Below are 25036 nucleotides of genomic sequence, written 5' to 3'. Positions count from 1 at the left end.
TCGGTGTACATAAATAATGGGATTTAGTTATTGCGTCTCCTTCTCATTGAATTCGACACCTGAAAGTTTTTGTTTTTTTGAATCTTTCGGCGGTTCAAGCGCTTTAAGCCTACGTCGAACAGAAAGCCAATGAGCCTCTTCGCAACCTGGAAACAGACGCTGTGTGCCCTGCTAGGACTTGGTTTATCGGCAGAATACCCTTCCGTCACTGCGCTGCGGCCCGTTAAACTGGCCATTCCCTGCGGGCGCAAGATCTGCGGTCAGACGAATACGGGATCAGTTGGATAAAGCGACAGTTCACTGCTGCTGCGCAGGTGTCCGCTCCCTTGCGGCGAGGTTAAGAGGATCGTCGTTGTCACTGAGGACGTTTTCGACAAGTACAATTCAAATCAAGATGGCTCAGACTCTGCCATGCGCACCGTCCTGCTCATATGTCATCATGTGTTTGTGGCACAACTTCAATGACGCGAGCGCCAAGCGTTTAAAGATTCTTCGCAGCATATTCCTGACAACCGCCGCATCTTCGTGCATGATAAAAAAATAGGCAGACTCTTTTTTGCCTTCCTGGAAGTGCTTGAATTCTCAAGGGGCGCGCTTTGGAAATATTGGTTAACGGCATAAACACGGTTCTTTGGAACTACGTATTGATCTACGGTCTTCTTGGGACCGGTATCTTTTTTACAATTCGACTCGGTGCGCTTCAGTTTCTCCATTTTGGGGAAATGTTGCGCGTCCTGACGTCTGCGAAGAGCACGGACAAAAGAGGTATTACTCCTTTTCAAGCGCTGACAGTAAGTTTAGCCTCACGCGTCGGCACTGGAAACCTTGCTGGCGTAGCGGTAGCTCTGACCTTGGGAGGTCCGGGCGCAATCTTTTGGATGTGGATCGTGGCATTGGTTGGAATGGCCACCGCCTATTCCGAAAGTACTTTGGCCCAACTCTACAAAGTCACATCTTCCAACGGAAGGTTCAGGGGAGGTCCTGCGTTCTACATGGCCAACGCCTTGAACGCGCCTTGGGCTGGGGTCATTTTCTCGATCTGCCTGATTGTCAGCTTTGGTTTGGTTTTTGTCGCAGTCCAATCCAACTCGATTGCTGAAGCTTTCGAGGGCGCGTTCGGGCTAAACAAATTGGTGGTTGGCATAGCGCTGGCCGCAGCCGCAGCGGTAGTCATATTCGGTGGAATAAGAACCATCGCAAAGTTTGCAGAGATCGTTGTACCGCTCATGGCAGGTCTCTACCTCTTGCTTGCCTGTATTGTCGTAGTCCTGAACATTTCCGAAGTACCTGCTATGTTGTGGTCGATTGTTGCAGGTGCATTTGGCCTTCAGGAAGCTGCCGGAGGCGTGACAGGAGGCGTCATGGCTGCTGCACTTAACGGCATCAAACGGGGACTTTTCTCAAACGAAGCGGGCATGGGCTCGGCACCAAACATTGCGGCGGTTGCTACACCTGATCCCCACCACCCTTCCAGCCAAGGTTTCGTTCAGGCATTTGGGTGTTTTGTGGATACGATTTTGGTCGCAACGGCAACTGCACTGCTTATTCTTCTGTCGGGCGCAATCGAAATTGATGGACCTACCGGAATGCGACTGACTCAAGACGCCGCGGCGGTCCATCTCGGCGAAATAGGCCGCCACTTTATCGCGATTGCCATCGTCTTCTTTGGTTTCACATCCATACTTGGCAACTACTCATATGCCGAAAACGCGATGACGTTCCTAAAATTGGAAGGCAAATTACCGATTTACATCTTGCGATTGGGTTGCCTTTCAATGGTTGTCTGGGGCGCAGTGCAAGCTGTTGCCACAGTGTTCAATTTCGCGGATGCGGCCATGGGAATAATGGCGACCATCAATTTGGTTGCGATAGTGCTGCTCTCTGGCACCGTCTACAAACTAACGGTGGATTATTTCTCGCAACGCCGACAAAACCTTGAACCTCGCTTTGTCGCAAGCAAATTTCCCGAGCTTAGCAAGGGCGTAGATCACACTGTCTGGACGGAGGAGATCCATGCCGACACTCAAAACCACTGAAAGCGAAAGGCTTCAGGAAGTCTTGGACGACATTGCAGATCGCATTGCCGGCATGTCCGAAAGGGGGAAGGTAGCAAAGTATATTCCAGAACTCGCAACAGTTGATCTGAACCAATTCGGCATTGCCATTGCACCCATCAACGGTCCGCTCGTGTCTGCTGGGGACGCGGGCACGCTGTTTTCAATCCAAAGCATCTCAAAAGTGTTTTCGCTTACTTTGGCGCTGCAACAGGTTGGCGCCACCTTGTGGCAAAGAGTTGGCCGAGAACCTTCCGGCGATCCGTTCAATTCGATCGTTCAGCTTGAACACGAGCGCGGAATTCCAAGGAACCCGTTTATCAACCCCGGTGCGATCGTAGTGGCCGATGTTCTGCTCGAAAACCGTTCTGCTGACGACGCAATCAACGACCTTTTGACGTTGTGCCGAGAGCTTTCGGAGGACAACTCGATTGAGGTTGATGTGTCGGTTGCGGAATCAGAGATCCGAACCGGTTCCAGAAATCGTGCGCTTGCCCATTTTATGCAGGCGGAAGGCAACCTTAAGTCTCCCGTAGAGGATGTTCTGTCGCTCTACTTTCGCCAGTGTAGCATCGCTATGTCTTGCGAACAGTTGGCGCTAGCAGGTCGTTTTCTTGCGGCGGCGGTTCAAAATCCGGCCACCGGCGCTACAGTATTATCAGCGCAAAGAGCAAGAAGAGTTACTGCGCTCATGATGATGTGTGGATCCTACGATGCTTCGGGCGAATTTGCCTTCCGAGTTGGCCTTCCAGCGAAAAGCGGTGTTGGCGGCGGAATCCTGTGCATTGTACCTGGTATCGCATCTGTTGTCGCCTGGAGCCCCGGGCTCGATCAAAAAGGCAATTCCCATTTGGCAACAATCGCATTTCAAGAACTGGTACGCGCCACAGGGTGGTCCATCTTCGGACCAAGTGTTTAACCCGGATTGTGGGAACCGGGTTCAAATAAATTGTGTTGCGCTTCAATGACCGGCATAGAACACAACTGACGTCAGACCGGAATGGGTGGCGGCGCTGTCACACGAGTGATCCGAGAATAGGTTTACAGCACTTTGAGCGGCGATCATCTTTTCATGGATAGAAGCTTAGAAAGCCCCCTACCCGCCTCAAACCAAGTTCTTCTGACAAGACTGCTCCAAGGGTATCTTCTCGGCAATCAACTCGCGCGACTTGTTACCCAACGGATATGAGGCCTTAGCCAGATCTTCTGACAAGACCGAAGCGCCGCTGTCAATCACTGCGTTTTCTTCAAACTGCCTATTAAGCCTGCCTCACAGAAACTCAAAAGGTTCAAGGTCATGCTCTCGCGATCCGCCTGGCCAATGTTTCCGCTTAGAGCCAAAATTCGCCACTGCGACGTACACAAGGCGAGCATTGAAGACACGGCAAACACCAACGCACCCGCAACTCGTTCTGGACTAGCCTCAGGGTGTCTTGAGCACAGCTTTTCTACAACCCTCATGGCTACAGGATCAAAGTGTGTTTGAGCCAATTCTCTCCACCGCGTATCAGCTGAGACAATCGCCACTATTCGAGCATATGCAAGCCACTGAGGATCTCCACTAAAGGCTCGCGAAACGAGCGGCAGCATGAAGGCTGACAACAAATCACCGACACTCCAGTCCGACTGTGCGTCCAACAATTCAATTCTAGAGAGTCGCTCTTCAGAGAGTTCCGAAGCTCGACGCGCCACTATGCGCTCGAACAACTCTTCTTTAGGACCCCCGTGAAAATTCACGTTGGCTTTCTGAACCCCTGCGCGTTCAGCAATGTCTCGAATTGAAGCGCCCTCGAATCCCCTCTCGGCAAAAACCTGTTCTGCAGCGTCGAAGATTCGTTCTCTCGCGGCGACGGATCGCTGCGACGGAGCTCTTTTTCTTTCTTTTACAGCATGTTGTGGCATCTCAAAAACCAGTTTGCCTTATTTAGAACGTTCGTTCAAGATAAATACTGTCGCAGGAGGAGACGCGAATGGAACAGGCGCAGGTGAGAGCGGGCCAGCTGGTTGAGGCAAAGGCCCGCCCCGAAGAGTGTTTTGCTTTGATCGGTGCGGGGCCAATGGGCCTTGCAATGGCAAAGACGCTTGTCGAGCAGGGAGTGCCATTTCAAGGATTTGAACTGGCCGATGATGTGGGTGGTCTGTGGAACATCGATGCACCTCGGTCCACGATGTACGAGACCGCCCATCTCATTTCTTCCAAGCGCATGACGGAATTCACCGATTTCCCGATGCTAGAGGATACGGCAGAATATCCGTCACATCGCGAAATGAAGGCATATTTCCAAGACTTCTCAAAAGCGTTTGACCTTTATCAGCACTTTCATTTCGGAGCTGAAGTTCTCAAGACCGAACCATTGGAACGCGGCGGATGGGAAATCACCTGGCGAGGCAAGACCGGCACCCATCATATCCAAAACTTCGCAGGGTTAATGATTGCCAACGGTACGCTGTCGGAACCGAACATGCCAGATTTCCAGGGTGAATTCACAGGTGAGCTCATCCATGCGTCCGAGTACCGCTATCCCACCCAATTTGCCGGTAAGCGCATTCTGGTTGTTGGTGCGGGAAACTCCGGTTGCGACATCGCAGTCGATGCCATTCACCATGGCGTTTCTTGCGACCTTTCTATGCGCCGCGGGTACTACTTTGTTCCCAAATATGTCTTCGGAGTCCCTGCCGACACAATGGGGGGCAAGATCCGCCTGCCCATGTGGCTGAAGCGAAAAGTCGATGGCGCGATCCTGAAATGGTTTGTCGGTGATCCGCAAAAATACGGGTTTCCGAAACCGGACTACGCTCTTTACGAGTCACATCCAGTGGTCAATTCCCTCATTTTGTTCCACGCGGGTCATGGCGACCTGAAGGTCCGTCCGGATATTGAGCGTTTGGACGGCAAAACCGTTCATTTCCGCGATGGGACCTCGGCTGAATACGACATGATACTGGCCGCGACCGGGTACAAATTGCACTACCCATTCATCGAAAAGAAACATCTGAATTGGAGGGGTTCCGCGCCTCACCTCTACCTAAATTGCATGCACCCAGAACGAGATGACCTGTTTGTTCTTGGCATGGTTGAAGCATCGGGGTTGGGCTGGCAAGGACGTCATGAGCAGGCCGAAATGGTCGCTCGTTACATAGCTGGATTGCGGTCCGGCAATTCTGCGGCGCAGGCAATCCGCTCCACCAAGTCCGATGGATATGAGAGAGCAACAGGAGGAATGAACTACATCGACCTTCCGCGCATGGCCTACTACGTGGACAAAGCGACCTATCGGAGAGAGGTAACGGGTCAAATCGCAGCACTCAAGGCGGCCCAAGCATGAACGGAATAGATCAGGTCGCGCTGAATTTTGATGCCGGAAATCTTAGAGTTCTCAATGCCATCCTAGCGATCGTCATGTTCTCGATCGCGCTGGATTTGCGTACGGACGACTTTCGACGCATTGCAGGTGCACCCAAGCCCCTCATTGTTGGTCTTGTGTCGCAGTTTCTGGTACTTCCAGCGCTAACTTTTCTAATGATTGTCGCACTGCGGCCGATGCCATCTGTTGCGATGGGCCTTATCCTCGTTGCTGCGTGCCCTGGTGGGAACATATCAAATTTCATGACCCATCGGGCGAAAGGGAATGTGGCGCTATCAGTTTCAATGACCGCTTTCGCGACGGTCGGAGCCATCGTCGTAACACCGGCAAACATTGCATTTTGGGGTAACCTTTATGGCCCGACGCGCGAGATCCTGCAGCGCACTGAAATCGACCCAGTCGCCGTCGCAATAACGGTCGGGTTCATGCTGATCCTACCATTGGTCCTGGGAATGCTAGTAAACGCGCGGTTAAAACCATTAGCTGATCGCATCCGCCGCCCAATGCAATGGCTCTCAATGGCCATCTTTATTGCCTTCATTGTGCTTGCGCTGGCTGCCAATTGGGCGAATTTTCTTCAGGTTGCCGGAGCCGTCATAGGTCTCGTCATTGTCCACAATACGCTGGCATTCCTTAGCGGGTACACAACGGCGACAATCGCTGGGCTGTCCGAGCGGGATCGCCGTTCAGTTACCATTGAAACAGGTATTCAGAATTCAGGACTGGGGCTCATCCTGATCTTCGCGTTTTTTGGAGGGATGGGAGGTATGGCTGTTGCCGCTGCTTTGTGGGGCATATGGCACGCGATTTCTGGATTGGTTCTTGCGGGCTTCTTCGCAAGGCGGGAGATTCCGGCATGAAACGCCTTCTCATCACTGGCGCTGCAGGTGCAGTCGGAACAGCGTTACTAAGTCGCTTGGCGCAGAAAGACAACTATGCCGTCATAGCCACGGACATCCGAGAACCAGCAAAATTGCCGCCTAACGCGCGGTTTTTAAAGATGGATGTGACCAGTAGCGACCCACACGACGTCATCATGTCAGAACGCCCCGACACGGTCGTGCATCTTGCTTCGATCGTAACCCCCGGGCCAGACACAACGCGGGACTTTGAGTACCAAGTTGATGTTGAAGGTACGCGCAGAGTTCTTGATGCCGCCATTTCCGCGGGAGTACAGCGACTGGTCGTTACGTCCTCTGGCGCGGCCTATGGCTATCACGCCGACAATCCTGCGCTATTGCGAGAAACGGACGCAATTCGCGGCAATCGGGAATTCGCGTATTCTTGGCACAAAAGACTGGTCGAGGAGATGCTGGCAGACGCGAGAAAAACAGCCCCGGAATTAGAGCAAGTCGTATTGAGGGTTGGGACGGTTCTCGGGAACCATATCGAGAACCAGATAACGTCTCTGTTCCAAAAGCCTCGCCTACTTGGGCTGAAAGGTTCTGAGAGCCCCTTTGTCTTCATATGGGACAAGGACCTGGCAGAAATACTGCTGCGCGCATCGACAAACGGGCCTACGGGCATTTTCAACGTCTCTGGCGACGGTGCGCTTACTGTTTCCCAAATCGCCAAGGCCATGGGCAAGACTGTGCGCTGGTTGCCGCCAAAGTTGGTCAAGATGGTACTGGCCGTGGCCCGGCCCGTTGGACTTTCTCGCTATGGTCCTGAACAAGTTCGCTTTTTGCAGTTTCGGCCAGTGCTGGACAACACTGCACTCAAGGTGAAGTTCGGCTATCAACCCAAATACTCAAGCGCCGAAGCATTTGAGCTCTGGTGGGAGCACGCGAAGTGAAAAGAACTGCAGTCATAACTGGTGGTGCTGGCGGCCTGGGACAAGCTTTATCTGAAGCATTGCGAGAACAAGGTTGGCATACCGCTATCATTGACCTGCCAGGTCCGCGCCTGGACGCTTTGGTGAATGACGAAGATCTAAGTCTCTACGCTTGTGACCTCACAAAACCTAAACAGTGCGCAGATATATGCACTCAGATTTTGAAGGATAGACCTTCAATTGACATGGTTGTTTACAACGCAGGGGTCACACAAATCTCTGCATTTGCCGACAGTGACATGAACTCCCATCGCGACCTTTTTGAGATCAACTATTTTTCTGCAATTGAGTGCGCTCGGCACTTCTTACTTCCACTAAGAAAGTCCAAGGGAACGCATCTGGCGATCTCATCAGTCGCGGGATTTGCACCGCTTTTTCGTAGAACGGCCTACGCCGCCAGCAAGCACGCAATGGAAGGGTTTTTTAAGTCTCTGAGAGCCGAGGAAACCTGTCACGGCGTGTCCGTTACGATTGCCGCACCTTCCTTTGTTGCAACGAACATTGGGCAAACCGAAAAAGATACTAAGGGTTTCGCCCGTCCGGGTTCCGCAACTGACGGTGTTGACTATATGACGCCACAAGACGCAGCCCAGATCATTCTCCGCGGGTCTCGAAACCGAAAAGCATTTGTGCCCGTTGGTCGAGTTGCAACTCTATCGAACGTCATGAACCGGCTAGCTCCAACGCTCTTCTTCCGCCAAATGATGCGCACAATTGGAAGGAGTTAGTTTTCGAAGGGTGCTGTCAGACGAATTCGGACTAGTCTCACCTAAGCCAGTAGAGCTATCCTTCATGCCACGCCAAGTTCGGACCACTCGGCGATAGCAGCGGCGCGTGTCAGCTTGAAGACACCTCGGCTGGTGAGAGATCGCTCCGGTTTAAATTGGTTTTAGACGGAGGAGTGGACGGCGGTGAATTTCTGTAAACTTTGCATACGCCTGACTCGCTGCATCGCGCATTCTCTTCGTTGGAACGGAAGGCGCTAGTTCTCACCCCGGTTGTTAAACCACCAGCCCGTCTTCTGCTTTTCCGTAGCACCGAGATATCCGAGCGAGGCTCGGTATTACGCGAAGCAATCGGTGACAACTTCATCCGCAGCACCCTGTCGCTGCATTAATTTATTGAGAAATTTCAGTGCTGCCTGCTTATTTCGACGTTTTGTGACAATGGCTTCAAGCACCTCGCCTTAGTGATCTAAGGCGCGACACAGGTAGTGCCGCCGACCGTTTAACTTTATGAAGACTTCGTCAAGATAACTTTTTAATTTTGAGTATAACCGCAGCTGTTGGACCCGTTTTCTCCGGATCTCTGCCGCAAACCTCGGACCGAAACGGTTCCACTAAAACCGCACTGTCTCGTAACTCATTTCAATGCCGCGCGCACGCAACAGATCTTCATCGACTAGAAGCGATAGTGGAAACTGAATACAAAGCATCATTGAAAACGAATGATCTTGGGACTGGTTTTGAAGTACTTGAAGGGCTACCGTTTATGAAAGCTTGAAGGCTACAAGAGCGCCCTGCCCGCTTGAAGCCAAGTTCTTCTGACAAGGCCATGCCCAGAACTGTTGCCCAAATGCGGAAATTGAATCAGCGACTTGCGGCGAGATCAACAAAGAGTTTTTCAACGCAATCTCTGCATAGTCGCCGTCGGTTGATGGCGCAGTATCGGTGACCAGGGAGCTCGGTTTAGACGTCCGCCAAATCGCGGCCAATGTCCGGTTTGCGGACAAATTCGCATTCGCTGCGGTTCGACCAATGTTTCACGAACGCGTGATCACTGTTGCGATAGCGAGATTGAGAAATAACTTACCTATCGATAGGTAAGTAGAGACAATTTGCACCGACGCAGTGACACTGGAAGGAGACCAAACCATGCGCGTGAATGCCGACTTCAAAGAACGTACCCTTGTACATTTTGAAGAGAACGATTGGGTCGCATCCCCGATGCCTGGAGTTGAGCGCAAGATGCTTGACCGAATTGGAGAGGAAGTAGCTCGCGCCACCACCATCGTCCGTTTTGCGCCTGGCAGCGCCTTCTCTGCCCACACGCATGACGGCGGCGAAGAATACCTGGTGCTCGACGGTACTTTTCAGGACGAGGACGGTGATTTTCCAACTGGTTCCTACGTGCGGAACCCGCCGACCTCGTCTCATACACCTGCCGCACAGGACGGCGCGACAATTCTGGTAAAGCTCCACCAATTCGATGCTAGCGACCGCAATCAGGTCCAGATCGACAGCGGCAAGGCAAGCTGGATTGAAGCAGCAGACGGTGTTTCCAGGTTGCCCCTTCATACAGATGTACGTGAAACTGTAGCGATGGAATACTGGGATGCAGGTACAGTGCGCTCTCTAGATGCTTCAGGCGGGCTTGAGGTCTTTGTGATTGATGGGAGCTTGAACGAGGGTCGCGATACCCTGTCCCGCTGGGATTGGTTACGCCTACCCGTCGGGGCGAGTTTCGAGGCGACCGCTGGCGCTAACGGGGCGCGAGTCTGGATCAAGACCGGCCACCTTAGTCACGTCGCAGAGAGCGCGACATGAAGCCAAACGCAGAGATTGTCATCGTCGGCGCAGGGTTGTCTGGCCTCGCTTTGGCGCATGCGCTGAAGCTTGAAGGGCGCGACGTGCTTTTGCTGGAGGCGCGCGACCGCGTAGGCGGTCGCATTCTCTCACAGGGTGGCTACGACCTTGGCCCTGCTTGGATTTGGCCGCACAACCAACGCATGCTGGCCCTCGTAGACAATCTTGGGCTGCGAACATTTCCACAATACAGCGATGGACGATTGGCATTCGAGGATGCTCAGGGAAATGTGCGTCGTGACTTCGATTTCGCCCCCATGGGTGACGCGCTTCGCGTTTCAGGCGGACTCGCTCAGATAACCAACGCCCTCGCTCAAAAGCTTGGTGATACGCTGTGTCTTAGCCACCCAGTTCAGCGTGTGATCGAAGAAGACGAATTCGTGACATTGAGTGGAAACGGGTTTTCATTGCGAGCCGACTTCGTTGTTTTGGCGTTGCCCCCGCGCCTCGCTGCACAGATGGGTGTGGTCGTTCCGGATGTTCCAACGTGGATGGCCGGGCACGCCAAACTCGTTGCTGTTTACGACACCCCATTCTGGCGCGACGCGGGTTTGAATGGCGACGCAATCTCTCATCACGGTCCGTTGGCTGAAATCCATGACGCGTCACCCATGGACGGAACCGAGGGTGCTCTGTTCGGCTTTGCCATGCCCGGTACGGCGCGGCAGTCCGGGTTCGAGGCTCTCGCTGTGGCTCAGCTGGTTCGCCTGTTTGGCCCCAAAGCGGCCGAGCCGCGCGGTGTAGTCGTCAAGGATTGGAGCGCCGATATGGCAACCGCCACGTCTGCCGACCTCGAGCCGCTTAAATCACATCCTATGTTTAGTACAGTAACTCCCACTCCGAGGGTGATCTTTGCAGGAACTGAAACCGCACCGTCGCATGGTGGTTTCCTCGAAGGCGCTCTTGAAGCCATGGATGCTGCGCGGAAGGAATTGTCGAGGGTGATGGTATGACATCAGAAGAGAAAATCCTTGCCGCCGCCGAGGCGCGGGTCCGCACTGGTGGCTACAACGGCTTTTCGTTCCGAGACATTGCGCGCGACGCAGGGCTGACTAGCGCAGGCGTACATCATTACTTCCCGACCAAGTCCGATTTGGTCGCTCGACTGGCCAGAAATTACACGTCCCGTTTCTTAGACGCTTTGGATGAATGCCCGTCTGACGCGCGTGTCGAACGCCTACGCGAGCTTTTCGCGGAAAGCTTGCGCCAGGACGGAAAGATGTGCCTTTGTGGACTTCTCGCAGCTGAAAGCGGAGGTCTGCCTGAACCTGTCGCGGAGGCGGCAAAAACGTTCTTTGCAGAATTAGTCGATCGGCTTGTCAGCGCATTTCCGGATAGCGACGATCCGCTTTCTGACGCATTAGCAGTGCTCGCGACGCTGGAAGGCGCTGCACTACTTGCGACCGTGCAGTGTGACCACGACATCTTCGACAAAGCAACGTCAGCTTTGCACTCTTAGCGGTCATTTGCTGCACCCTGCATACGCATCAGCTTTGCGGCAGATTCTCCCGTTGCCAAGGCTTACACGTATGGCCGCGTTACGCGCTTTGCGACAGCCGCAAAAAAAACAGCAATAGGGGCTTCGCGGCATAGCTCCGGCTTTCATGTAGCGACAGCACGCAGGAGGTCAGTCCAATATTTGACGATCAGTTTTATCTCGTTCTTACGCCACTAAGGCTAAGCTTTTCCATGAGCGCTGCTGCAGGATCGAAAAGATCGAGGCGCTTGGATGACAGATAGCGAATGCGCTGAGCGAACCGACACAACAACGAGGCTGTGTCGACGAAGACGTGAGCAGCAAAACCTCAATTGGGATCGGGCAGCCAAAACCTTGGAGCATTTTGTTGATAGCCTTGATACCCGCCGTCTTGGCACCGCTCTTGTCGATCACAGTTTTCGTCGGCAATACATTGATCTTCAACATTCTGGCGAAGAACTTGATGTCGGCTGGTTCGTTTCGACACCGTGAAAGCATGAAATCAAGGGTCTTACCGTTCTTGTCGAAAGCTCGATAGAGCTAAACCCTTGCGTCTTTAACTTAGGTGTAAATTTCGTCCATTCTCCACGAACGATCACATGGCCCTTTGCGGCGACGTGCTGCTTCAGCGATTGCACCAGATCCCCTATGATGTTGACAAATGAACTCGCGTTGCAAGAAATCCACTCTGAAATGTAATCGACCGGTGGCGATTTCGATGTGCTGCTGAAACTATACGTACCTGCGAGGGAAGATGTTTGTCTTTTTGTCAACGACCAGAACAGTCCCGCACAGGGGAACGAGTGGACGCTTACAAAGCTGACCTTTCGCAAATTATGACCACAGCAAAAAATAACCACAGCAAAAAACCACAGCAAAAAACAGGGAGTAAAATCATGAAGAACACACTGGCAGCGGCGCTTGCCGTAACAGCTTTGTGCGGACCCGCCTTAGCCGAGACCAAGATCGGTATGATCACGACACTATCTGGCGGTGGCGCCGGGCTTGGAATTGACGTTCGTGACGGTTTTATGCTGGCAATAAACCAATCTGGCCGTGACGACATCGAGGTCGTAGTTGAGGACGACCAACGCAAGCCAGATATCGCCGTGCAACTGTCTGACAAAATGATCCAGTCAGAGAAGGTTGACATCATGACTGGCATCATCTGGTCCAACCTGGCCATGGCTGTCGCCCCGTCCGCTGTAAACCAAGGCGTTTTTTACCTGTCTCCAAATGCGGGACCTTCAGCATTGGCAGGAAAAGGCTGTCACGAGAACTATTTCAACGTCGCCTGGCAAAACGACAATCTCCACGAAGCAGCTGGTGCCTATGCAAACAGTGCGGGCTACGGCAACAGCTTCATCATTGCCCCCAACTATCCCGCGGGCAAAGATGCATTGACCGGATACAAGCGTTTCTTCGAAGGTGAGTTGGCTGGTGAGCTTTACACGGAACTTGGTCAAACCGACTACGCCGCTGAAATCGCTCAAATCCGTGCTTCGGACGCGGATAGCGTGTTCTTCTTCCTTCCCGGTGGAATGGGGATTTCTTTCCTGAAGCAATATGCCGATAGCGGCGTCGATCTTCCCGTGGTCGGACCAGCATTCAGCTTTGACCAAGGCATCCTCCAAGCTGTTGGTGACGCCGCCTTGGGTGTTGTGAACACTTCGCAGTGGAACAAGGACATCGACAATCCGACAAATGCCGCATTCGTCGAGAGCTTTCAGGCCGAGTACGGAAGACTACCCTCGCTTTATGCAAGCCAAGGCTTTGACACGGCAAACCTGATCCTTTCCGCATTGAACAAGGCAAGCGTTGACGATGCCGATGCGTTCCGCGCAGCTCTCAAAGCGGCCGAGTTCGATAGCACGCGTGGAGACTTTGCGTTTGGAGAAAACCATCACCCGGTGCAAACGATTTATGCACGCCAAGTGATCCAGGAAGGTGACGTTTTCACCAACAAGATCCTAGGGGTTGCCCTGGAAAACCACTCAGACGCTTACGCGGCTGATTGCAAAATGTAGCGAAAAGGCGAGCCTGTCGCGCATCATTTGCAAGACAGGCCCGCTTGTTTCCGAGGCAAATGAATGTCGACCATTCTCATCATTGAGCAGGTCCTGAACGGGCTTCAATTCGGCGTGATGTTATTCCTAATGGCAGCCGGCCTGACACTGATCTTCGGCGTAATGGGTCTGATAAACTTGGCGCATGGCTCACTTTACATGATTGGAGCATTCGCCGCTGCCGCCGTTGCTGGATACACAGGATCTTTCCTACTTGCGCTTGTTGCAGCGCTGGCCGCAGCAGCATGTGCCGGCGCGATTGTTGAAGTTGTCGTCATACGGAGGCTCTATAGCGCCCCCCACCTTGATCAGGTATTGGCGACCTTCGCCCTGATCCTGATTTTCTCAGAAGGAACGCGCTGGGTCTTTGGCTCCTTTCCGCTGTTTCTGGATATCCCGGACTACTTGTCGGGCCCAGTCATTTTGCCAGGCGGGATTGAGTATCCGCTGTATCGCTTAACCCTCATCGGGGTGGGCATCATTGTGGCGCTTGGATTGTGGTGGCTTACCGCGCGCACCCGGATCGGCATTCAGATCCGTGCCGGTGAAAATGACCGAGAGATGATCGCTGCGCTGGGCGTCGATATCTCTAAACTCTATACAATCGTCTTCGCACTTGGCGCAGCTCTCGCAGGGCTGGCCGGTGCCTTGGTGGGCGCAATCCAATCTGTTCAGGTGGGCATGGGCGAACCCGTGCTTATCCTGGCTTTCGTGGTGATCGTGATTGGTGGGATCGGTTCTATCAAAGGGGCTTTTGTCGGCGCGGTTCTCGTCGGTTTGACCGATACACTTGGCGGCATCTTCCTGCCGCAAGTCTTTAAGCTGTTTATGGAACCCGGGGCCGCGACACAGACCGGCTCAGCCTTGGCGTCGATGGCCGTCTACATTCTTATGAGTATCTTGTTGATCTGGCGTCCGACAGGTTTGTTTGGAGCGCGCGCATGATCCGGGAGGACTATATCAACTGGGTCGTATTGGCTGGGTTCCTTGCTGTCCCGCTTTGGGCGCTGATGACCGACGAGCCGTTCACGATCACTCTGACCACACGAGCCGTCATTCTCGCACTTGCTGCAGTGGGGCTGAATATCGCACTCGGGATTGGCGGTCTGGTCAGCCTTGGTCATGCCGTGTTTTTTGGCCTTGGCGGTTATGCAATGGGCATTCTCGCGTATCACGCCCAAACATATACGGCATTGGATCTTGGGCTCATCAGCATCGACGGTACGAAATCCATGCCGGTGATCTGGCTTACTGCCGTGCTCATCTCGGCCCTTGCCGCGCTTTTGATCGGGGTGCTGTCACTGCGCACCTCTGGTGTTTACTTTATCATGATAACGCTGGCCTTTGGTCAGATGTTCTTTTTCTTCTCGATATCCTGGAGCGCCTATGGCGGCGAAGATGGGTTGTCGATCTACGTGCGCAACGGGTTTCCAGTATTTAACACGCTTGTTCCGATCCAGTTCTTCGGTCTGTGTTTTTTGATGCTTTGTGCAGCGCTGTTCTTGCACGCACGGCTGCGGTCCTCGCCCTTTGGTCTGGCCTTGAACGCCGCGCGCCAAGTGCCGCAAAGAGTGGAAACAGTCGGATTGAATCCGACGCGCCTGAAGCTTCTGGCCTTTGTTATCTCAGGTGCCACTACCGGATTGGCAGGCGCGTTATTTGCTGATCTCAACCGCTTTGTGAGCCCAACGATGTTCAGTTGGCAATTGTCGGGCGAGTTGATCGTTCTGATCATCATTGGCGGCGTAGGGCGCCTGATGGGGCCTGTGATAGGAGCCGCGCTCTTTGTAGCGCTAGAGCACTTTCTGGGGGGGCTGACCGACTTCTGGCACATCTGGTTGGGGGTTATTCTTTTGATCATCGTTCTGTTTGCCCGTGGTGGTCTTGTGGGCATTCTCACAGGCAAGGAGGGTCCTCATGTCTGATACCGTCTTGTCCACCCATAACCTCAACAAAAGCTTCGGCGCTCTGAAAGCGACACAAGATGTCTCGATTGATCTGCGTGCGGGGGAAATCCACGCCATCATAGGCCCAAACGGCGCCGGAAAATCCACTTTGATCGGGCAGATCTGTGGAGGGCTGAAGTCCGACTCCGGCAGCGTGCACCTGAATGGTCAGGACATCTCTGCGTTGTCCACACAAGCGCGCGCCAAGGCCGGACTGGGTCGGACCTTCCAAATATCCCAGCTTGCGATGGAAGATACCGTTTTCGAAAACGTGCTACTTGGTGCTCTGGGACACTCCGGTCGACCATGGCGTTTCTGGCGGGCGGCAGGGAGGGATCAAGACTTGCGCGACCGCGCCACGAAGGCACTGGTCCGCGTGGGCCTCGAAGAGGCCGCCGATCAAACCACTGCAAACCTCAGCCATGGTCAACGCAGGCAATTGGAAGTTGCCGTCGCCCTGACCCTATCCCCGAAGGCTTTTGTCATGGATGAGCCAATGGCTGGGCTAGGAGCCGCAGGATCGAAAGCGTTGACCGGTTTTCTGAACGAACTGCGCCAAGAGGCCCCGATTCTGTTGGTTGAACATGATATGGACGCGGTTTTTTCATTGGCTGATAGGATCAGCGTGCTTGTCTATGGCCAGGTGATCGCGTCTGGAACAGTCGACGATATCCGGTCTTCGCCCGAGGTCAAAGAAGCCTATCTGGGGGAAGAGGCGTGAGCTTGCTAACCGTTGAAAACCTGACGGCGTCCTACGGTCCCGTGCCAGCTTTGTTCGGCATCAACCTGACTTTGAATGAGGGCGAAGTCTGTGCATTGATGGGGCGAAATGGCATGGGGAAATCCACCACCGTCAAAGCGATTTGTCGAATGATCGACTCTTCCGGCGGTCTGACCTTTGCCGGGAAAGATCTGCACAAAATGGCCAGTCACAACGTCGCCCGACTAGGAATGGGCTTGGTCCCTGAAGGGCGGCGCTGTTTTAGGGATTTAACCGTCGAGGAGAATTTAGTCGCCGCGGCGCGTCCAGGAGCATGGGATTTGACCTCGATTGCACGGCTGTTCCCAAGACTAGGCGAGCGCAAGGGCCAGCGCGCGGCCTCCCTTTCTGGGGGCGAACAGCAGATGCTGGCGATTGGACGGGCCTTGATGACCAATCCACGGCTTCTGGTTCTCGACGAGGCGACAGAAGGCTTGGCCCCGATCGTCCGGCAGGAAATCTGGGCCGCAATCACGCAGATTAAGCAGGAAACCCGCATGTCCATCTTGTTGATTGATAAATCCCTACGCGAACTGTCCTCTGTTGCGGATAGCGCGGTTATCGTGGCGCGAGGCAAGACAGTATGGTCGGGCAAGATGGATGAGCTCACTGCGGATTTGACCGAACAATATGTTGGTGTGTAGTGGTTTTTAAACTTGCACAGAATACAATGTTCAGGCTGTCCGTCGTCAGGGATTTTGGAACGTATTTCGGCCTCAGCTGGGCTCTAGAATCATTGACCTACAGCTAGAACAGCACGGTAGCTGCTAGGGCGGTGGCTGAGAGGAAGACCTTTGGACATCTGTCATATCGGGTTGCGACGCGCAGCCAATCCTTCAGACGTCCAAACATAATCTCGATCCTGTTGCGTCGTTTGTAGCGGCGCTTATCGTATCTGACAGGCTTGTCGCGTGATTTTCGACCTAGGAAACAGGGCCTTAGTCCCCTGCCACTAACGGCTTCGCGGAACCGCCCCGCGTCACAAGCTCGACCTCCCAGCAGCCAATCAGCAGATGTAGGCTGTTTGTCAAAGCCCTGGCCCCAGTATAGTCGCTCACCTGCCCGGCAGATACATCACCACCAATGCGCAATCGGGTGAAGTCCTGATGTTGGGTTGGATGAATGCAGATGCAGTTTGGCTGCGGGTCGACGCTACTGGATCGGGTGCCTTGTATTTGGGCTAGTGTTCTTGCTTCTATCGCGCCGTGCCCTTGGACCCGGATGCAGGCCAACCGCTGACATTTACGGAAGACCACAAAACCTTCGACCCCTTTAAAGTCTATTGTGATGTCCAAAACCCATCGCAACTCTGGACTCCTCCAGACGCGACATGCCCCGGGTTTGATCAACCGGGTACGCGGACATATCTGGCCAAACCCGCCAATCGGCTGCGGATCATGAAAGATGACACTCGCGCCGCCGTGGTCGACACGCCCCCCGGCGGTCTGGCTTGCCCTTTACACGCCGCAATCCAAAGCGCAAGCATGGCAACATCTCGACCGCGCTCATGATGCAGAGCAGAACGCTTGCAAAAAAGGCGCGGACCCTCTGGCACATCCAATGTACCTAGCGCCCGATCTACGTTCAGCTGAGCCACGGCGCACAATGCCATGTCTCGGTTCAAGAGGCCGTTTGAATGCACCTCAAATGCGAAGGCCCGGAAACCAAAGTGAGTATCATGATGCTCGACTTCCGAGGGATTATAACCACAATCCACTAGCCACTATCTCAAGTCTCGGCGTCAGATATTGCCGCAACACTCTGAACAAATGGCCGGTTTCAATGGCGACATAAGTTGCCATACTCCAGGCAGGTGAATGAAACAGTACGCGTAGCATGAATATCGAATTCACATGTTGGGCTCATTGCTGTCGCTCTTTGCGCGTTTGACGAACGACTGCTCTTTTTTTGGTTAGAATATCTCGGGTTCTGGGGTCTAAAAAATTCAAAACTCCAAGTAGCTTATTATGTTGAAACCACAGTCCCACCATTAAGGTAATCCGACATCTATACAGGAGTGCGTCACTTGTTGGACGTCAGTGGGTTAACTAAAGAGAGCATGGAGTGGGTGTTGTTTGTACACAACCGAGCTTGAAGGAACGTTGAAGTTTCGAGGATTGGGAACATGCAAAAGCCCCCATTCGAAACATGGCGCGCTTCCTTCTATTTGATGTCGCTCACCACGGCCATTTCGGGCACTAGAAGGAGGATTTGATGCTTTACAATAAAGTTTGGGCACACGAACGCTACATCCCTGGATCAGCGCGAAGTCGCTTTGTGGTGCTGCTGAAGAACCCTAACACACGAATCAAACCGAAATAGGTAAGCAATCCAGATTTTGAGTTACATCCGCACCTTGGGGAAACACATAGTCGAATACACCAATCGCCGCGTTCGAAGAAGGCTGCATAGAATGCGAGATATAACCATACGCATTGATCTTGATTTGATGATGATCGGTGATACCCTTATGGTGACGCCCCGCAAATGCGTCGGTTGGAAGGCGCTAAACGCAGAAATCTTGCTTATTTTTTGCTTTGTTGCTGCGATCTTGACGACCAGCCAAGTTCCTTCGAACTGAACCGCTGACACCTCACAGTTGACCGTTGGATATCCCCTCATCCGCCTGGGTCACAATCGGATGCCTTACGATATCCAGCAGCTTGTCGCGGTGTGCTTCCTTGATCTCCGCACCCGCATGCCGTTGTTTCGACTCGAACAAAGAGTGGAGCCGCAGGGACGAAGGGAAAATCCTCCGCGGCTTTCTTTGCGCGTACGTTCGACAATACGGCGCAAGGCTTGAAGAATGCTAAACTTCATCCCGAGCCAAAAGCGAACTAGTCGACAACCTGAATTTGCGTTTTACTTTATCGCCTTCGTGCAAAATCAAGCAATCGGCAACTTGTTGGTCTCACCCGCGCACCCGACCTTTTGCAGGTAGCTTTCCAGCGATCTAGGGAAGTTGGTATGCTCGATCGGGCGGGTATCGGTTTTTCGTTGCCCGTGCCTTGTGGTTTCTGAAACTCAGCAACGTGCTCGGTCTCACTACGCGTCGTGCAAGATATCACAGTGTCGGATTAGACTTCAGAGGGCCGTAGTCGTTTGATCACTGTCAAAACATCTATATGGAATTGGGAATGATCGACGGCATCCGCTGCTACGATTTTGAAATACCGAGACAGAGCGGGCATCTGGCAATACATGGACTTTCCGATGCCTGGCGGTCAGATGCCGAGAAGGCCATTGCCCGACATGGCTTCATCGACAATGAGTTCCTCCAAGCGGTAGCGTTCTGGGTAGACTAGTTGTGTCCGGAAACTGCGAAATGCGTCCACGTGGGGATAAGGTCATTGGCAAAACCTTAGCCGCTTTCGGATTCACCTCAAGGTCGACGACAGGCATTTGGAAAGGAAATCACTGTTTTGACCAGTTATTTTTGATGCACATCGCATCAGTGGGCTGTGTCAGAGAACAGCTTTTGAGAGTATGCACACACCGAACAGCTCGTGAATCGCAACGCAAACTCGTCGCGAAGCTAGCTCTCGCGGATCAAAAAAGAAAATCGTCCAGCGCTAGGTGAATCCTCGAAATCCCCAAACAATTACCATGATTGTCAAATTTTTGCAGAGAGAGCTGTCGCCTCCTTACGGCTGGTTCGATCCTCACAACCGGAGCATATGTAAACGGGCACGGCTTTTCTTCAGGAGCACACATGAGCAAGCAATACTACGCACCCCATGGCGGACACCCCGGACAAGACCAGTTGCTGACGGACCGCGCGGTGTTTACGGATGCGTATGCCGTGATCCCCAAGGGCACAATGCGGGACATCGTGACAAGCTTTCTGCCGTTCTGGGACGATACACGCCTCTGGGTGATCTCCCGCCCCATGACCGGATTTGCCGAGACATTCTCGCAATACATCATGGAGGTCCAGCCGGGCGGAGGCTCGGACCAGCCCGAGACCAACCCCGAAGCCCAAGGTGTTTTGTTCGTAGTCGAAGGCACCGCAACGCTGATCGCTGAAGGTACGCGCTATAAGCTGACGCCTGGCGGCTATGCCTATCTGCCGCCCGGATGCGATTGGACCCTGCATAACCACTCCGATGACACCTTACGGTTCCATTGGATTCGCAAAGCCTTTGAGGCGGTTGAAGGGCTCGGGACCCCGGATGTCCTCGTGCTGAACGAAAACGATATCGCGCCGACCCCAATGCCCGGCACCGATGGGAAATGGGCGACGACGAGATTTGTCGACCCGAGTGACCTGCGCCACGACATGCATGTAACTGTGGTGACGTTCGAACCCGGTGCGGTCATCCCTTTCCTCGAAACCCATGTCATGGAACACGGCCTCTACGTGCTGGAGGGAAAAGCGGTGTACCGGTTGAACAATGACTGGGTCGAGGTCGAGGCAGGAGACTATATGTGGCTGCGCGCGTTCTGCCCACAGGCTTGTTACGCCGGTGGTCCGGGCAAGTTCCGGTATCTGCTCTATAAGGATGTGAACCGACACATGCCTCTGCGCCTTGGATCTGCTGCCAACCGGCGATAGAGGCCTCTCAGTTCACGGTTCCTCCGATGGCCTGAGTCAACGCTTGGCCCGCCTCGATCACGGGGCGGCTCAGCTGTTCGATCCCGTCCTCGCGCACACGGCTGGTTGGCCCAGAGACGGAAATACCCGCAACCGCTTCACCGTTCACGTCGAACACCGGTGCAGCGATGCAGCGCATGCCCTCGTTTTTCTCTTCATTGTCGATCGAAAAACCTCGCGCGCGGATAGAAGTCAGATCCTGCTTCAGACTCTCTACCGTCGTGATCGACCGGTCCGTGAATGCCTGCAACTGGACCGAGGCCAGCAACCTGTCCAATCGGTCCTCATCCATATGCGCCAGCAGGACCTTCCCGATCCCCGATGCGTGCATGGGCGACAATGTCCCGGGAGGGAAAAAGGCACGGATGCTAGCATGCGTTTCGACTTGGCTTAGAAACAGAACCGAACCTTCTTTCTGAATGCCCAGATTGGCGGTCTCACCCGTGGCTTCCATCAGCTTGCGCATCACCGGCCTTGCCCGATCCACAAGGCTGGTACGCCGTAGAAATCGCGACCCTATAACAAAGGCGCGGGGGCCGATATGCCAGATCTGTTCGACGGGATCGAACTCTACTAAGCCCCTGCCCTCAAGCGTGACAAGGATGCGGTAGACCGTGGCCGGGGATTGCTGCATTTCATCGGACAGCATCGTCAATGACTTGCCTTGCGCCTCGCTCAGATACTCGAAAACCTCCATCGCACGGTCGAGGGATTTGATCGTGTTCTGAGCTGTTTTATCATCCCATCCCCGGGGTCTTCCCCGGGCTTTTCGAGGGGAACCAGCGCCATTGTTTTGGGAAGCCATAAGAACCTTCGGATTTTTTTCGAAAACCGAATTCATCATATGAAAAACATAAGTTACTGACAACAATATTCTAAATAGTAGTAGCCGGTTTTTGAAAATCGTTTTCAAAAAAATTTAAAATCAAAAAACTTCGTCTTAAGGTGTCCCCAACGACGGAAGGAGACCATCCATGAGCTTTCAAAATCCCGTTTTCATTCCGGGCCCGACCAATATCCCTGAAAGCCTGCGCAAGGCTTGTGACATGCCCACGATCGACCACCGGTCGCCGCTGTTTGGGCAAATTCTGCACCCTGCCCGCGCGGGTGTTCGGAAAGTTCTGAAAAGCGACAGCGCCGAGGTGTTCATCTTCCCCTCGACCGGGACGGGCGGCTGGGAAACAGCTTTGACCAACACCCTATCTGCCGGAGACAAGGTTCTGGCCGCGCGCAACGGCATGTTCAGCCATCGCTGGATCGACATGTGCCAGCGCCACGGGCTGAATGTCGAGATCGTCGAAACCCCGTGGGGTCAGGGCCTGCCTGCCGACCGCTATGAAGAGATCCTGACCGCGGACACCAACCACGAGATCAAAGCCGTTCTTGCCACGCATAACGAAACGGCAACCGGCGTAAAATCGGACATTGCCGCCGTGCGCAAGGCGCTGAACGCGTCAGGGCATTCTGCGCTGCTGTACGTTGATGGCGTCTCGTCCATTGCGTCGATGGATTTCCGCTTTGATGAGTGGGGCGTCGATGTGGCCGTCACCGGATCGCAAAAAGGGTTCATGCTGCCCGCAGGTCTCGCGATCGTCGGCTTTAGCCAGAAGGCGATGGAGGCGACCAAAACTGGCACCCTGCCCCGCACGTTTTTTGACGTCCACGACATGGCCAAGGGATACGCAAACAGCGCCTATCCCTACACGCCTGCCGTCGGCTTGATGAATGGCCTAAACCAGGCCTGCGACATGTTGCTGAAGGAAGGGTTGGAGAACGTCTTTGCCCGCCATACCCGCATCGCCGAAGGGGTGCGTGCCGCTGTTGGCGCATGGGGGCTGGAGCTTTGTGCCGCGAACCCCTCGGTTTATTCCGACACGGTCAGCGCGATCCGCACACCGGATGGTTTCAACGCAACCGATATCGTCACCCATGCCGCCGAGAAATACGGCGTGGCCTTTGGCGTCGGCCTTGGCGAAGTCGCTGGCAAAATCTTCCGGATCGGACATCTGGGCAGCCTGACCGACGTCATGGCCTTGTCGGGGATCGCGACAGCCGAAATGTGCATGGTCGATCTGGGCCTCAACATCCAACTGGGCTCGGGCGTGGCGGCGGCGCAGGAATACTATCGCGGCCATCCAGCCGCCGTTCAGAAGGACGCTGCATGATGAAGGACCTCTCCATGTATATCCCGACCTATCAGGACATGCTCGAAGCGCATGCCCGGATTGAGCCTTACATCCGACGGACCCCGGTTCGAACCTCGGACTACCTGAACGAATTGACGGGCGCCCAGCTGTTCTTCAAATGCGAGAACTTTCAGGAACCGGGCGCCTTTAAGGTACGCGGCGCCACCAACGCAGTGTTCGGCCTTAATGAGGAACAAGCGAAGAAGGGTGTTGCCACCCATTCCTCCGGCAACCACGCGTCGTGCCTGTCCTATGCCGCATCGAGGCGCGGTATTCCGTGCAACGTGGTGATGCCGCGCACGGCGCCTCAGGCCAAGAAAGACACGGTGCGTCGCTATGGAGGCAAAATCACCGAGTGTGAGCCCTCGACCACCTCGCGCGAGGCGACTTTCGCGCAGGTTCAGGCGGCCACGGGTGGGGATTTTGTCCACCCATACAACGATCCGCGGGTGATCGCCGGACAGGGCACCTGCGCGCGCGAGTTCATCGAGCAGACCGATGGTCTGGATGCGGTGGTTGCCCCCATCGGCGGCGGCGGCATGGTGTCCGGCACTTGCCTGACCCTGTCCACCCTCGCGCCCGAAACCGAAATCATTGCGGCGGAACCCGAACAGGCTGACGACGCCTATCGCAGCTTCAAGGCGGGTCACATCATCGCCGATGACGCGCCAAAAACCATCGCTGACGGCCTGTTGGTGCCGCTGAAAGACCTGACGTGGCACTTCGTTTCGAACCACGTTTCCGAGATCTACACGGCCTCTGAGCAAGAGATCATCGACGCGATGAAGCTAACATGGAAACACCTTCGGATCGTGATGGAGCCGTCCTCGGCCGTGCCTCTGGCCACAATCCTCAAGAACCCCGACGCGTTTAAAGGCAAGCGGGTCGGCCTGATCATCACTGGTGGCAATGTCGATCTGGACAAGCTGCCCTGGCTGAACACCTGACCCAGCCGCAAAAGACATCAATCCAGACACAGGAATACGGACATGAAAGATATGACCAATCTCGACGCATTCGAAGTAGGCTATGACATTCCGGCCAAGCCCGGAATGGATGAAGCAGATATCCAGACCCCTAGCCTTGTGCTGGATCTCGACGCGCTTGAACGCAACATCAAGAAGATGGGCGACTATGCCAAAGCCCACGGTATGCGCCACCGCGTCCACGGCAAAATGCACAAATCCGTCGATGTGGCGAAACTTCAGGAACGCATCGGCGGAGCAGTGGGCGTGTGCTGTCAGAAGGTCTCGGAAGCCGAAGTTTTTGTGCGCGGTGGGATCAAGGACGTGTTGGTATCAAACCAGGTGCGCGACCCTGCCAAGATCGACCGCCTGGCCAGCCTGCCAAAACTCGGCAGCCGTATCATCGTATGCGTCGACGATGTAGACAATGTCGCAGATCTTTCCGGAGCAGCCGTCGATCACGGCACTCAGCTTGAGGTCTTCGTCGAAATTGACTGCGGCGCAGGGCGGTGCGGGGTGACCACTACGCCTCAGGTGATTGAAATTGCCAAAGCCGTCGAGGCGGCCGACAATCTCAAATTCACCGGCATTCAAGCCTATCAGGGTGCGATGCAGCATCTCGACAGCTTTGATGCGCGCAAGGAAAAGCTGGATACTGCAATTGCGATGGTCAAAGACGCCGTTGACGGCCTTAAGGCGGAAGGCATCGATTGCGAGCTGGTTTCCGGCGGCGGCACTGGCTCCTACTACTTCGAGTCCAACTCGGGCGTATACAATGAGCTTCAATGCGGGTCCTATGCCTTCATGGATGCCGATTACGGCCGCATTCTGGACAAGGACGGCAACCGTATCGACCGTGGCGAGTGGGAGAACGCTCTGTTCATCCTGACCAGCGTCATGAGCCACGCCAAAGCCGACAAGGCGATCGTCGATGCTGGCCTCAAGGCGCAATCGGTGGACAGCGGCTTGCCCGTCGTGTTTGGACGCGACGATGTCGAGTACATCAAATGCTCGGACGAGCATGGCGTTGTGATGGATACGGATGGTGTTCTCGAGGTCAACGACAAGCTCAAGCTGGTGCCCGGTCACTGCGACCCAACGGCCAATGTGCATGATTGGTATGTCGGCGTGCGCAACGGCAAGGTCGAGGCGGTCTGGCCGGTATCCGCCCGCGGCCGCGCCTACTGAGACCAAACAATCAAAG

The 25036-nt window shown here is 54.3% G+C and carries 21 protein-coding genes and 3 pseudogenes; 19 read left to right on the top strand and 5 right to left on the bottom strand.

The features are described from left to right. The first annotated feature begins 596 nt into the window (after nt 1-596). Both ACR0I8_RS14000 and ACR0I8_RS13995 read left to right on the top strand, forming a co-directional pair. Nucleotides 597-2036, top strand: coding sequence for an alanine/glycine:cation symporter family protein (locus tag ACR0I8_RS14000; RefSeq protein ID WP_170689152.1), 1440 nt, complete (start codon nt 597-599; stop codon nt 2034-2036). Next, nucleotides 2014-2973, top strand: a complete 960-nt coding sequence (locus ACR0I8_RS13995; protein WP_170689151.1) for a glutaminase — start codon at nt 2014-2016, stop codon at nt 2971-2973. The genes ACR0I8_RS14000 and ACR0I8_RS13995 overlap by 23 nt, the downstream gene beginning before the upstream one ends. Before the next feature lie 314 nt (nt 2974-3287). Here the strand turns inward: ACR0I8_RS13995 and ACR0I8_RS13990 are convergent, their stop codons facing one another. Continuing rightward, a complete protein-coding gene (locus tag ACR0I8_RS13990; RefSeq protein WP_170689150.1) occupies nt 3288-3956 on the bottom strand; it encodes a TetR/AcrR family transcriptional regulator in 669 nt (222 codons plus the stop codon). Between the two features lie 68 nt (nt 3957-4024). On the opposite strand from ACR0I8_RS13990, the gene ACR0I8_RS13985 reads away from it, so the two are divergent. Genes ACR0I8_RS13985 through ACR0I8_RS13970 form a run of 4 tightly spaced genes read left to right on the top strand, consistent with a single transcriptional unit; the run spans nt 4025 to nt 7981 of the window. Beyond that, nucleotides 4025-5380 carry an NAD(P)-binding domain-containing protein gene (locus ACR0I8_RS13985; protein WP_170689149.1) on the top strand — a complete coding sequence of 452 codons (1356 nt, stop codon included), beginning with the start codon at nt 4025-4027 and terminating at the stop codon, nt 5378-5380. Further along, nucleotides 5377-6279 carry a bile acid:sodium symporter family protein gene (locus ACR0I8_RS13980; RefSeq protein WP_170689148.1) on the top strand — a complete coding sequence of 301 codons (903 nt, stop codon included), beginning with the start codon at nt 5377-5379 and terminating at the stop codon, nt 6277-6279. The genes ACR0I8_RS13985 and ACR0I8_RS13980 overlap by 4 nt, the downstream gene beginning before the upstream one ends. Further along, the gene (locus ACR0I8_RS13975; RefSeq protein WP_480703279.1) at nt 6216-7214 is read left to right on the top strand and encodes an SDR family oxidoreductase; all 999 of its coding nucleotides are present in this window, start codon (nt 6216-6218) and stop codon (nt 7212-7214) included. Before ACR0I8_RS13980 ends, ACR0I8_RS13975 begins: the two co-directional genes overlap by 64 nt. Continuing rightward, nucleotides 7211-7981, top strand: a complete 771-nt coding sequence (locus ACR0I8_RS13970; RefSeq protein ID WP_480526050.1) for an SDR family NAD(P)-dependent oxidoreductase — start codon at nt 7211-7213, stop codon at nt 7979-7981. The genes ACR0I8_RS13975 and ACR0I8_RS13970 overlap by 4 nt, the downstream gene beginning before the upstream one ends. 62 nt (nt 7982-8043) lie before the next feature. On the opposite strand, the pseudogene ACR0I8_RS13965 reads toward ACR0I8_RS13970, so the two are convergent. Beyond that, nucleotides 8044-8705: pseudogene (locus ACR0I8_RS13965) on the bottom strand (IS6 family transposase). Between the two features lie 422 nt (nt 8706-9127). Between ACR0I8_RS13965 and ACR0I8_RS13960 the strand changes: the two are divergent. Genes ACR0I8_RS13960 through ACR0I8_RS13950 form a run of 3 tightly spaced genes read left to right on the top strand, consistent with a single transcriptional unit; the run spans nt 9128 to nt 11297 of the window. Next, nucleotides 9128-9799 carry a cupin domain-containing protein gene (locus tag ACR0I8_RS13960; RefSeq protein ID WP_170378250.1) on the top strand — a complete coding sequence of 224 codons (672 nt, stop codon included), beginning with the start codon at nt 9128-9130 and terminating at the stop codon, nt 9797-9799. After that, nucleotides 9796-10791 (top strand): FAD-dependent oxidoreductase, encoded by a 996-nt coding sequence (locus tag ACR0I8_RS13955; RefSeq protein ID WP_170689146.1) that lies wholly within the window; start codon nt 9796-9798, stop codon nt 10789-10791. Before ACR0I8_RS13960 ends, ACR0I8_RS13955 begins: the two co-directional genes overlap by 4 nt. Next, complete coding sequence (locus ACR0I8_RS13950; protein WP_170689145.1) at nt 10788-11297, top strand: TetR/AcrR family transcriptional regulator; 510 nt, start codon at nt 10788-10790, stop codon at nt 11295-11297. The genes ACR0I8_RS13955 and ACR0I8_RS13950 overlap by 4 nt, the downstream gene beginning before the upstream one ends. Before the next feature lie 339 nt (nt 11298-11636). Here the strand turns inward: ACR0I8_RS13950 and ACR0I8_RS13945 are convergent. Beyond that, nucleotides 11637-11963: pseudogene (locus tag ACR0I8_RS13945) on the bottom strand (DDE-type integrase/transposase/recombinase); the annotation flags it as partial. A 248-nt stretch (nt 11964-12211) separates the two neighbouring features. On the opposite strand from ACR0I8_RS13945, the gene ACR0I8_RS13940 reads away from it, so the two are divergent. The 5 genes from ACR0I8_RS13940 to ACR0I8_RS13920 all read left to right on the top strand — a co-directional run bounded on the left by ACR0I8_RS13940 (nt 12212) and on the right by ACR0I8_RS13920 (nt 16731). After that, complete coding sequence (locus ACR0I8_RS13940; RefSeq protein WP_170689293.1) at nt 12212-13342, top strand: ABC transporter substrate-binding protein; 1131 nt, start codon at nt 12212-12214, stop codon at nt 13340-13342. Nucleotides 13343-13405: 63 nt separating this feature from the next. Next, complete coding sequence (locus ACR0I8_RS13935; RefSeq protein WP_170689144.1) at nt 13406-14326, top strand: branched-chain amino acid ABC transporter permease; 921 nt, start codon at nt 13406-13408, stop codon at nt 14324-14326. Beyond that, nucleotides 14323-15306 (top strand): branched-chain amino acid ABC transporter permease, encoded by a 984-nt coding sequence (locus ACR0I8_RS13930; RefSeq protein WP_170689143.1) that lies wholly within the window; start codon nt 14323-14325, stop codon nt 15304-15306. Before ACR0I8_RS13935 ends, ACR0I8_RS13930 begins: the two co-directional genes overlap by 4 nt. Beyond that, nucleotides 15299-16048 (top strand): ABC transporter ATP-binding protein, encoded by a 750-nt coding sequence (locus tag ACR0I8_RS13925; RefSeq protein WP_170689142.1) that lies wholly within the window; start codon nt 15299-15301, stop codon nt 16046-16048. Before ACR0I8_RS13930 ends, ACR0I8_RS13925 begins: the two co-directional genes overlap by 8 nt. After that, nucleotides 16045-16731 carry a branched-chain amino acid ABC transporter ATP-binding protein gene (locus tag ACR0I8_RS13920; RefSeq protein WP_170689141.1) on the top strand — a complete coding sequence of 229 codons (687 nt, stop codon included), beginning with the start codon at nt 16045-16047 and terminating at the stop codon, nt 16729-16731. Before ACR0I8_RS13925 ends, ACR0I8_RS13920 begins: the two co-directional genes overlap by 4 nt. Nucleotides 16732-16834: 103 nt before the next feature. Here the strand turns inward: ACR0I8_RS13920 and ACR0I8_RS13915 are convergent. Beyond that, nucleotides 16835-17160: pseudogene (locus tag ACR0I8_RS13915) on the bottom strand (transposase); the annotation flags it as partial. Between the two features lie 2064 nt (nt 17161-19224). On the opposite strand from ACR0I8_RS13915, the gene ACR0I8_RS13910 reads away from it, so the two are divergent. Both ACR0I8_RS13910 and ACR0I8_RS13905 read left to right on the top strand, forming a co-directional pair. Then, nucleotides 19225-19392 carry a hypothetical protein gene (locus ACR0I8_RS13910; RefSeq protein WP_170378266.1) on the top strand — a complete coding sequence of 56 codons (168 nt, stop codon included), beginning with the start codon at nt 19225-19227 and terminating at the stop codon, nt 19390-19392. A 407-nt stretch (nt 19393-19799) separates the two neighbouring features. Next, a complete protein-coding gene (locus tag ACR0I8_RS13905; protein WP_170689140.1) occupies nt 19800-20642 on the top strand; it encodes a bifunctional allantoicase/(S)-ureidoglycine aminohydrolase in 843 nt (280 codons plus the stop codon). 7 nt (nt 20643-20649) lie between these two features. On the opposite strand, the gene bhcR is transcribed toward ACR0I8_RS13905, so the two are convergent. Continuing rightward, nucleotides 20650-21486, bottom strand: coding sequence for an HTH-type transcriptional regulator BhcR (gene bhcR, locus ACR0I8_RS13900; RefSeq protein ID WP_170689139.1), 837 nt, complete (start codon nt 21484-21486; stop codon nt 20650-20652). 169 nt (nt 21487-21655) lie between these two features. Here bhcR and bhcA point away from each other — a divergent pair, with 169 nt between their 5' ends. From bhcA to bhcC, 3 genes are read left to right on the top strand one after another with little or no spacing between them, the layout of a single operon-like run. Then, nucleotides 21656-22846: an L-aspartate--glyoxylate aminotransferase BhcA gene (bhcA, locus tag ACR0I8_RS13895; RefSeq protein ID WP_170689138.1), complete on the top strand. Its 1191-nt coding sequence runs from the start codon at nt 21656-21658 to the stop codon at nt 22844-22846. Then, the gene (bhcB, locus tag ACR0I8_RS13890) at nt 22846-23814 is read left to right on the top strand and encodes a beta-hydroxyaspartate dehydratase BhcB (RefSeq protein ID WP_170689292.1); all 969 of its coding nucleotides are present in this window, start codon (nt 22846-22848) and stop codon (nt 23812-23814) included. The genes bhcA and bhcB overlap by 1 nt, the downstream gene beginning before the upstream one ends. Nucleotides 23815-23856: 42 nt before the next feature. Continuing rightward, a complete protein-coding gene (gene bhcC / locus ACR0I8_RS13885; RefSeq protein ID WP_170689137.1) occupies nt 23857-25020 on the top strand; it encodes a 3-hydroxy-D-aspartate aldolase BhcC in 1164 nt (387 codons plus the stop codon). Nucleotides 25021-25036: the final 16 nt, after the last annotated feature.

This window comes from Ruegeria sp. BG9, from assembly GCF_056538305.1.
The sequence above is the reverse complement of the archived record's forward strand: the minus strand, read 5'-3'. Positions and strand labels throughout refer to the sequence as shown.

What these genes read in the sequence shown, in the direction of transcription:
- ACR0I8_RS13995 (WP_170689151.1), top strand. Translation starts at nt 2,014, where the DNA reads ATGCCGACACTCAAAACCACTGAAAGCGAAAGGCTTCAGGAAGTCTTG.
- ACR0I8_RS13990 (WP_170689150.1), bottom strand. Translation starts at nt 3,956, where the DNA reads ATGCCACAACATGCTGTAAAAGAAAGAAAAAGAGCTCCGTCGCAGCGA.
- ACR0I8_RS13985 (WP_170689149.1), top strand. Translation starts at nt 4,025, where the DNA reads ATGGAACAGGCGCAGGTGAGAGCGGGCCAGCTGGTTGAGGCAAAGGCC.
- ACR0I8_RS13980 (WP_170689148.1), top strand. Translation starts at nt 5,377, where the DNA reads ATGAACGGAATAGATCAGGTCGCGCTGAATTTTGATGCCGGAAATCTT.
- ACR0I8_RS13975 (WP_480703279.1), top strand. Translation starts at nt 6,216, where the DNA reads ATGGCACGCGATTTCTGGATTGGTTCTTGCGGGCTTCTTCGCAAGGCG.
- ACR0I8_RS13960 (WP_170378250.1), top strand. Translation starts at nt 9,128, where the DNA reads ATGCGCGTGAATGCCGACTTCAAAGAACGTACCCTTGTACATTTTGAA.
- ACR0I8_RS13955 (WP_170689146.1), top strand. Translation starts at nt 9,796, where the DNA reads ATGAAGCCAAACGCAGAGATTGTCATCGTCGGCGCAGGGTTGTCTGGC.
- ACR0I8_RS13950 (WP_170689145.1), top strand. Translation starts at nt 10,788, where the DNA reads ATGACATCAGAAGAGAAAATCCTTGCCGCCGCCGAGGCGCGGGTCCGC.
- ACR0I8_RS13940 (WP_170689293.1), top strand. Translation starts at nt 12,212, where the DNA reads ATGAAGAACACACTGGCAGCGGCGCTTGCCGTAACAGCTTTGTGCGGA.
- ACR0I8_RS13935 (WP_170689144.1), top strand. Translation starts at nt 13,406, where the DNA reads ATGTCGACCATTCTCATCATTGAGCAGGTCCTGAACGGGCTTCAATTC.
- ACR0I8_RS13930 (WP_170689143.1), top strand. Translation starts at nt 14,323, where the DNA reads ATGATCCGGGAGGACTATATCAACTGGGTCGTATTGGCTGGGTTCCTT.
- ACR0I8_RS13925 (WP_170689142.1), top strand. Translation starts at nt 15,299, where the DNA reads ATGTCTGATACCGTCTTGTCCACCCATAACCTCAACAAAAGCTTCGGC.
- ACR0I8_RS13910 (WP_170378266.1), top strand. Translation starts at nt 19,225, where the DNA reads ATGATCGACGGCATCCGCTGCTACGATTTTGAAATACCGAGACAGAGC.
- ACR0I8_RS13905 (WP_170689140.1), top strand. Translation starts at nt 19,800, where the DNA reads ATGAGCAAGCAATACTACGCACCCCATGGCGGACACCCCGGACAAGAC.
- bhcR (WP_170689139.1), bottom strand. Translation starts at nt 21,486, where the DNA reads ATGGCTTCCCAAAACAATGGCGCTGGTTCCCCTCGAAAAGCCCGGGGA.
- bhcA (WP_170689138.1), top strand. Translation starts at nt 21,656, where the DNA reads ATGAGCTTTCAAAATCCCGTTTTCATTCCGGGCCCGACCAATATCCCT.
- bhcB (WP_170689292.1), top strand. Translation starts at nt 22,846, where the DNA reads ATGAAGGACCTCTCCATGTATATCCCGACCTATCAGGACATGCTCGAA.
- bhcC (WP_170689137.1), top strand. Translation starts at nt 23,857, where the DNA reads ATGAAAGATATGACCAATCTCGACGCATTCGAAGTAGGCTATGACATT.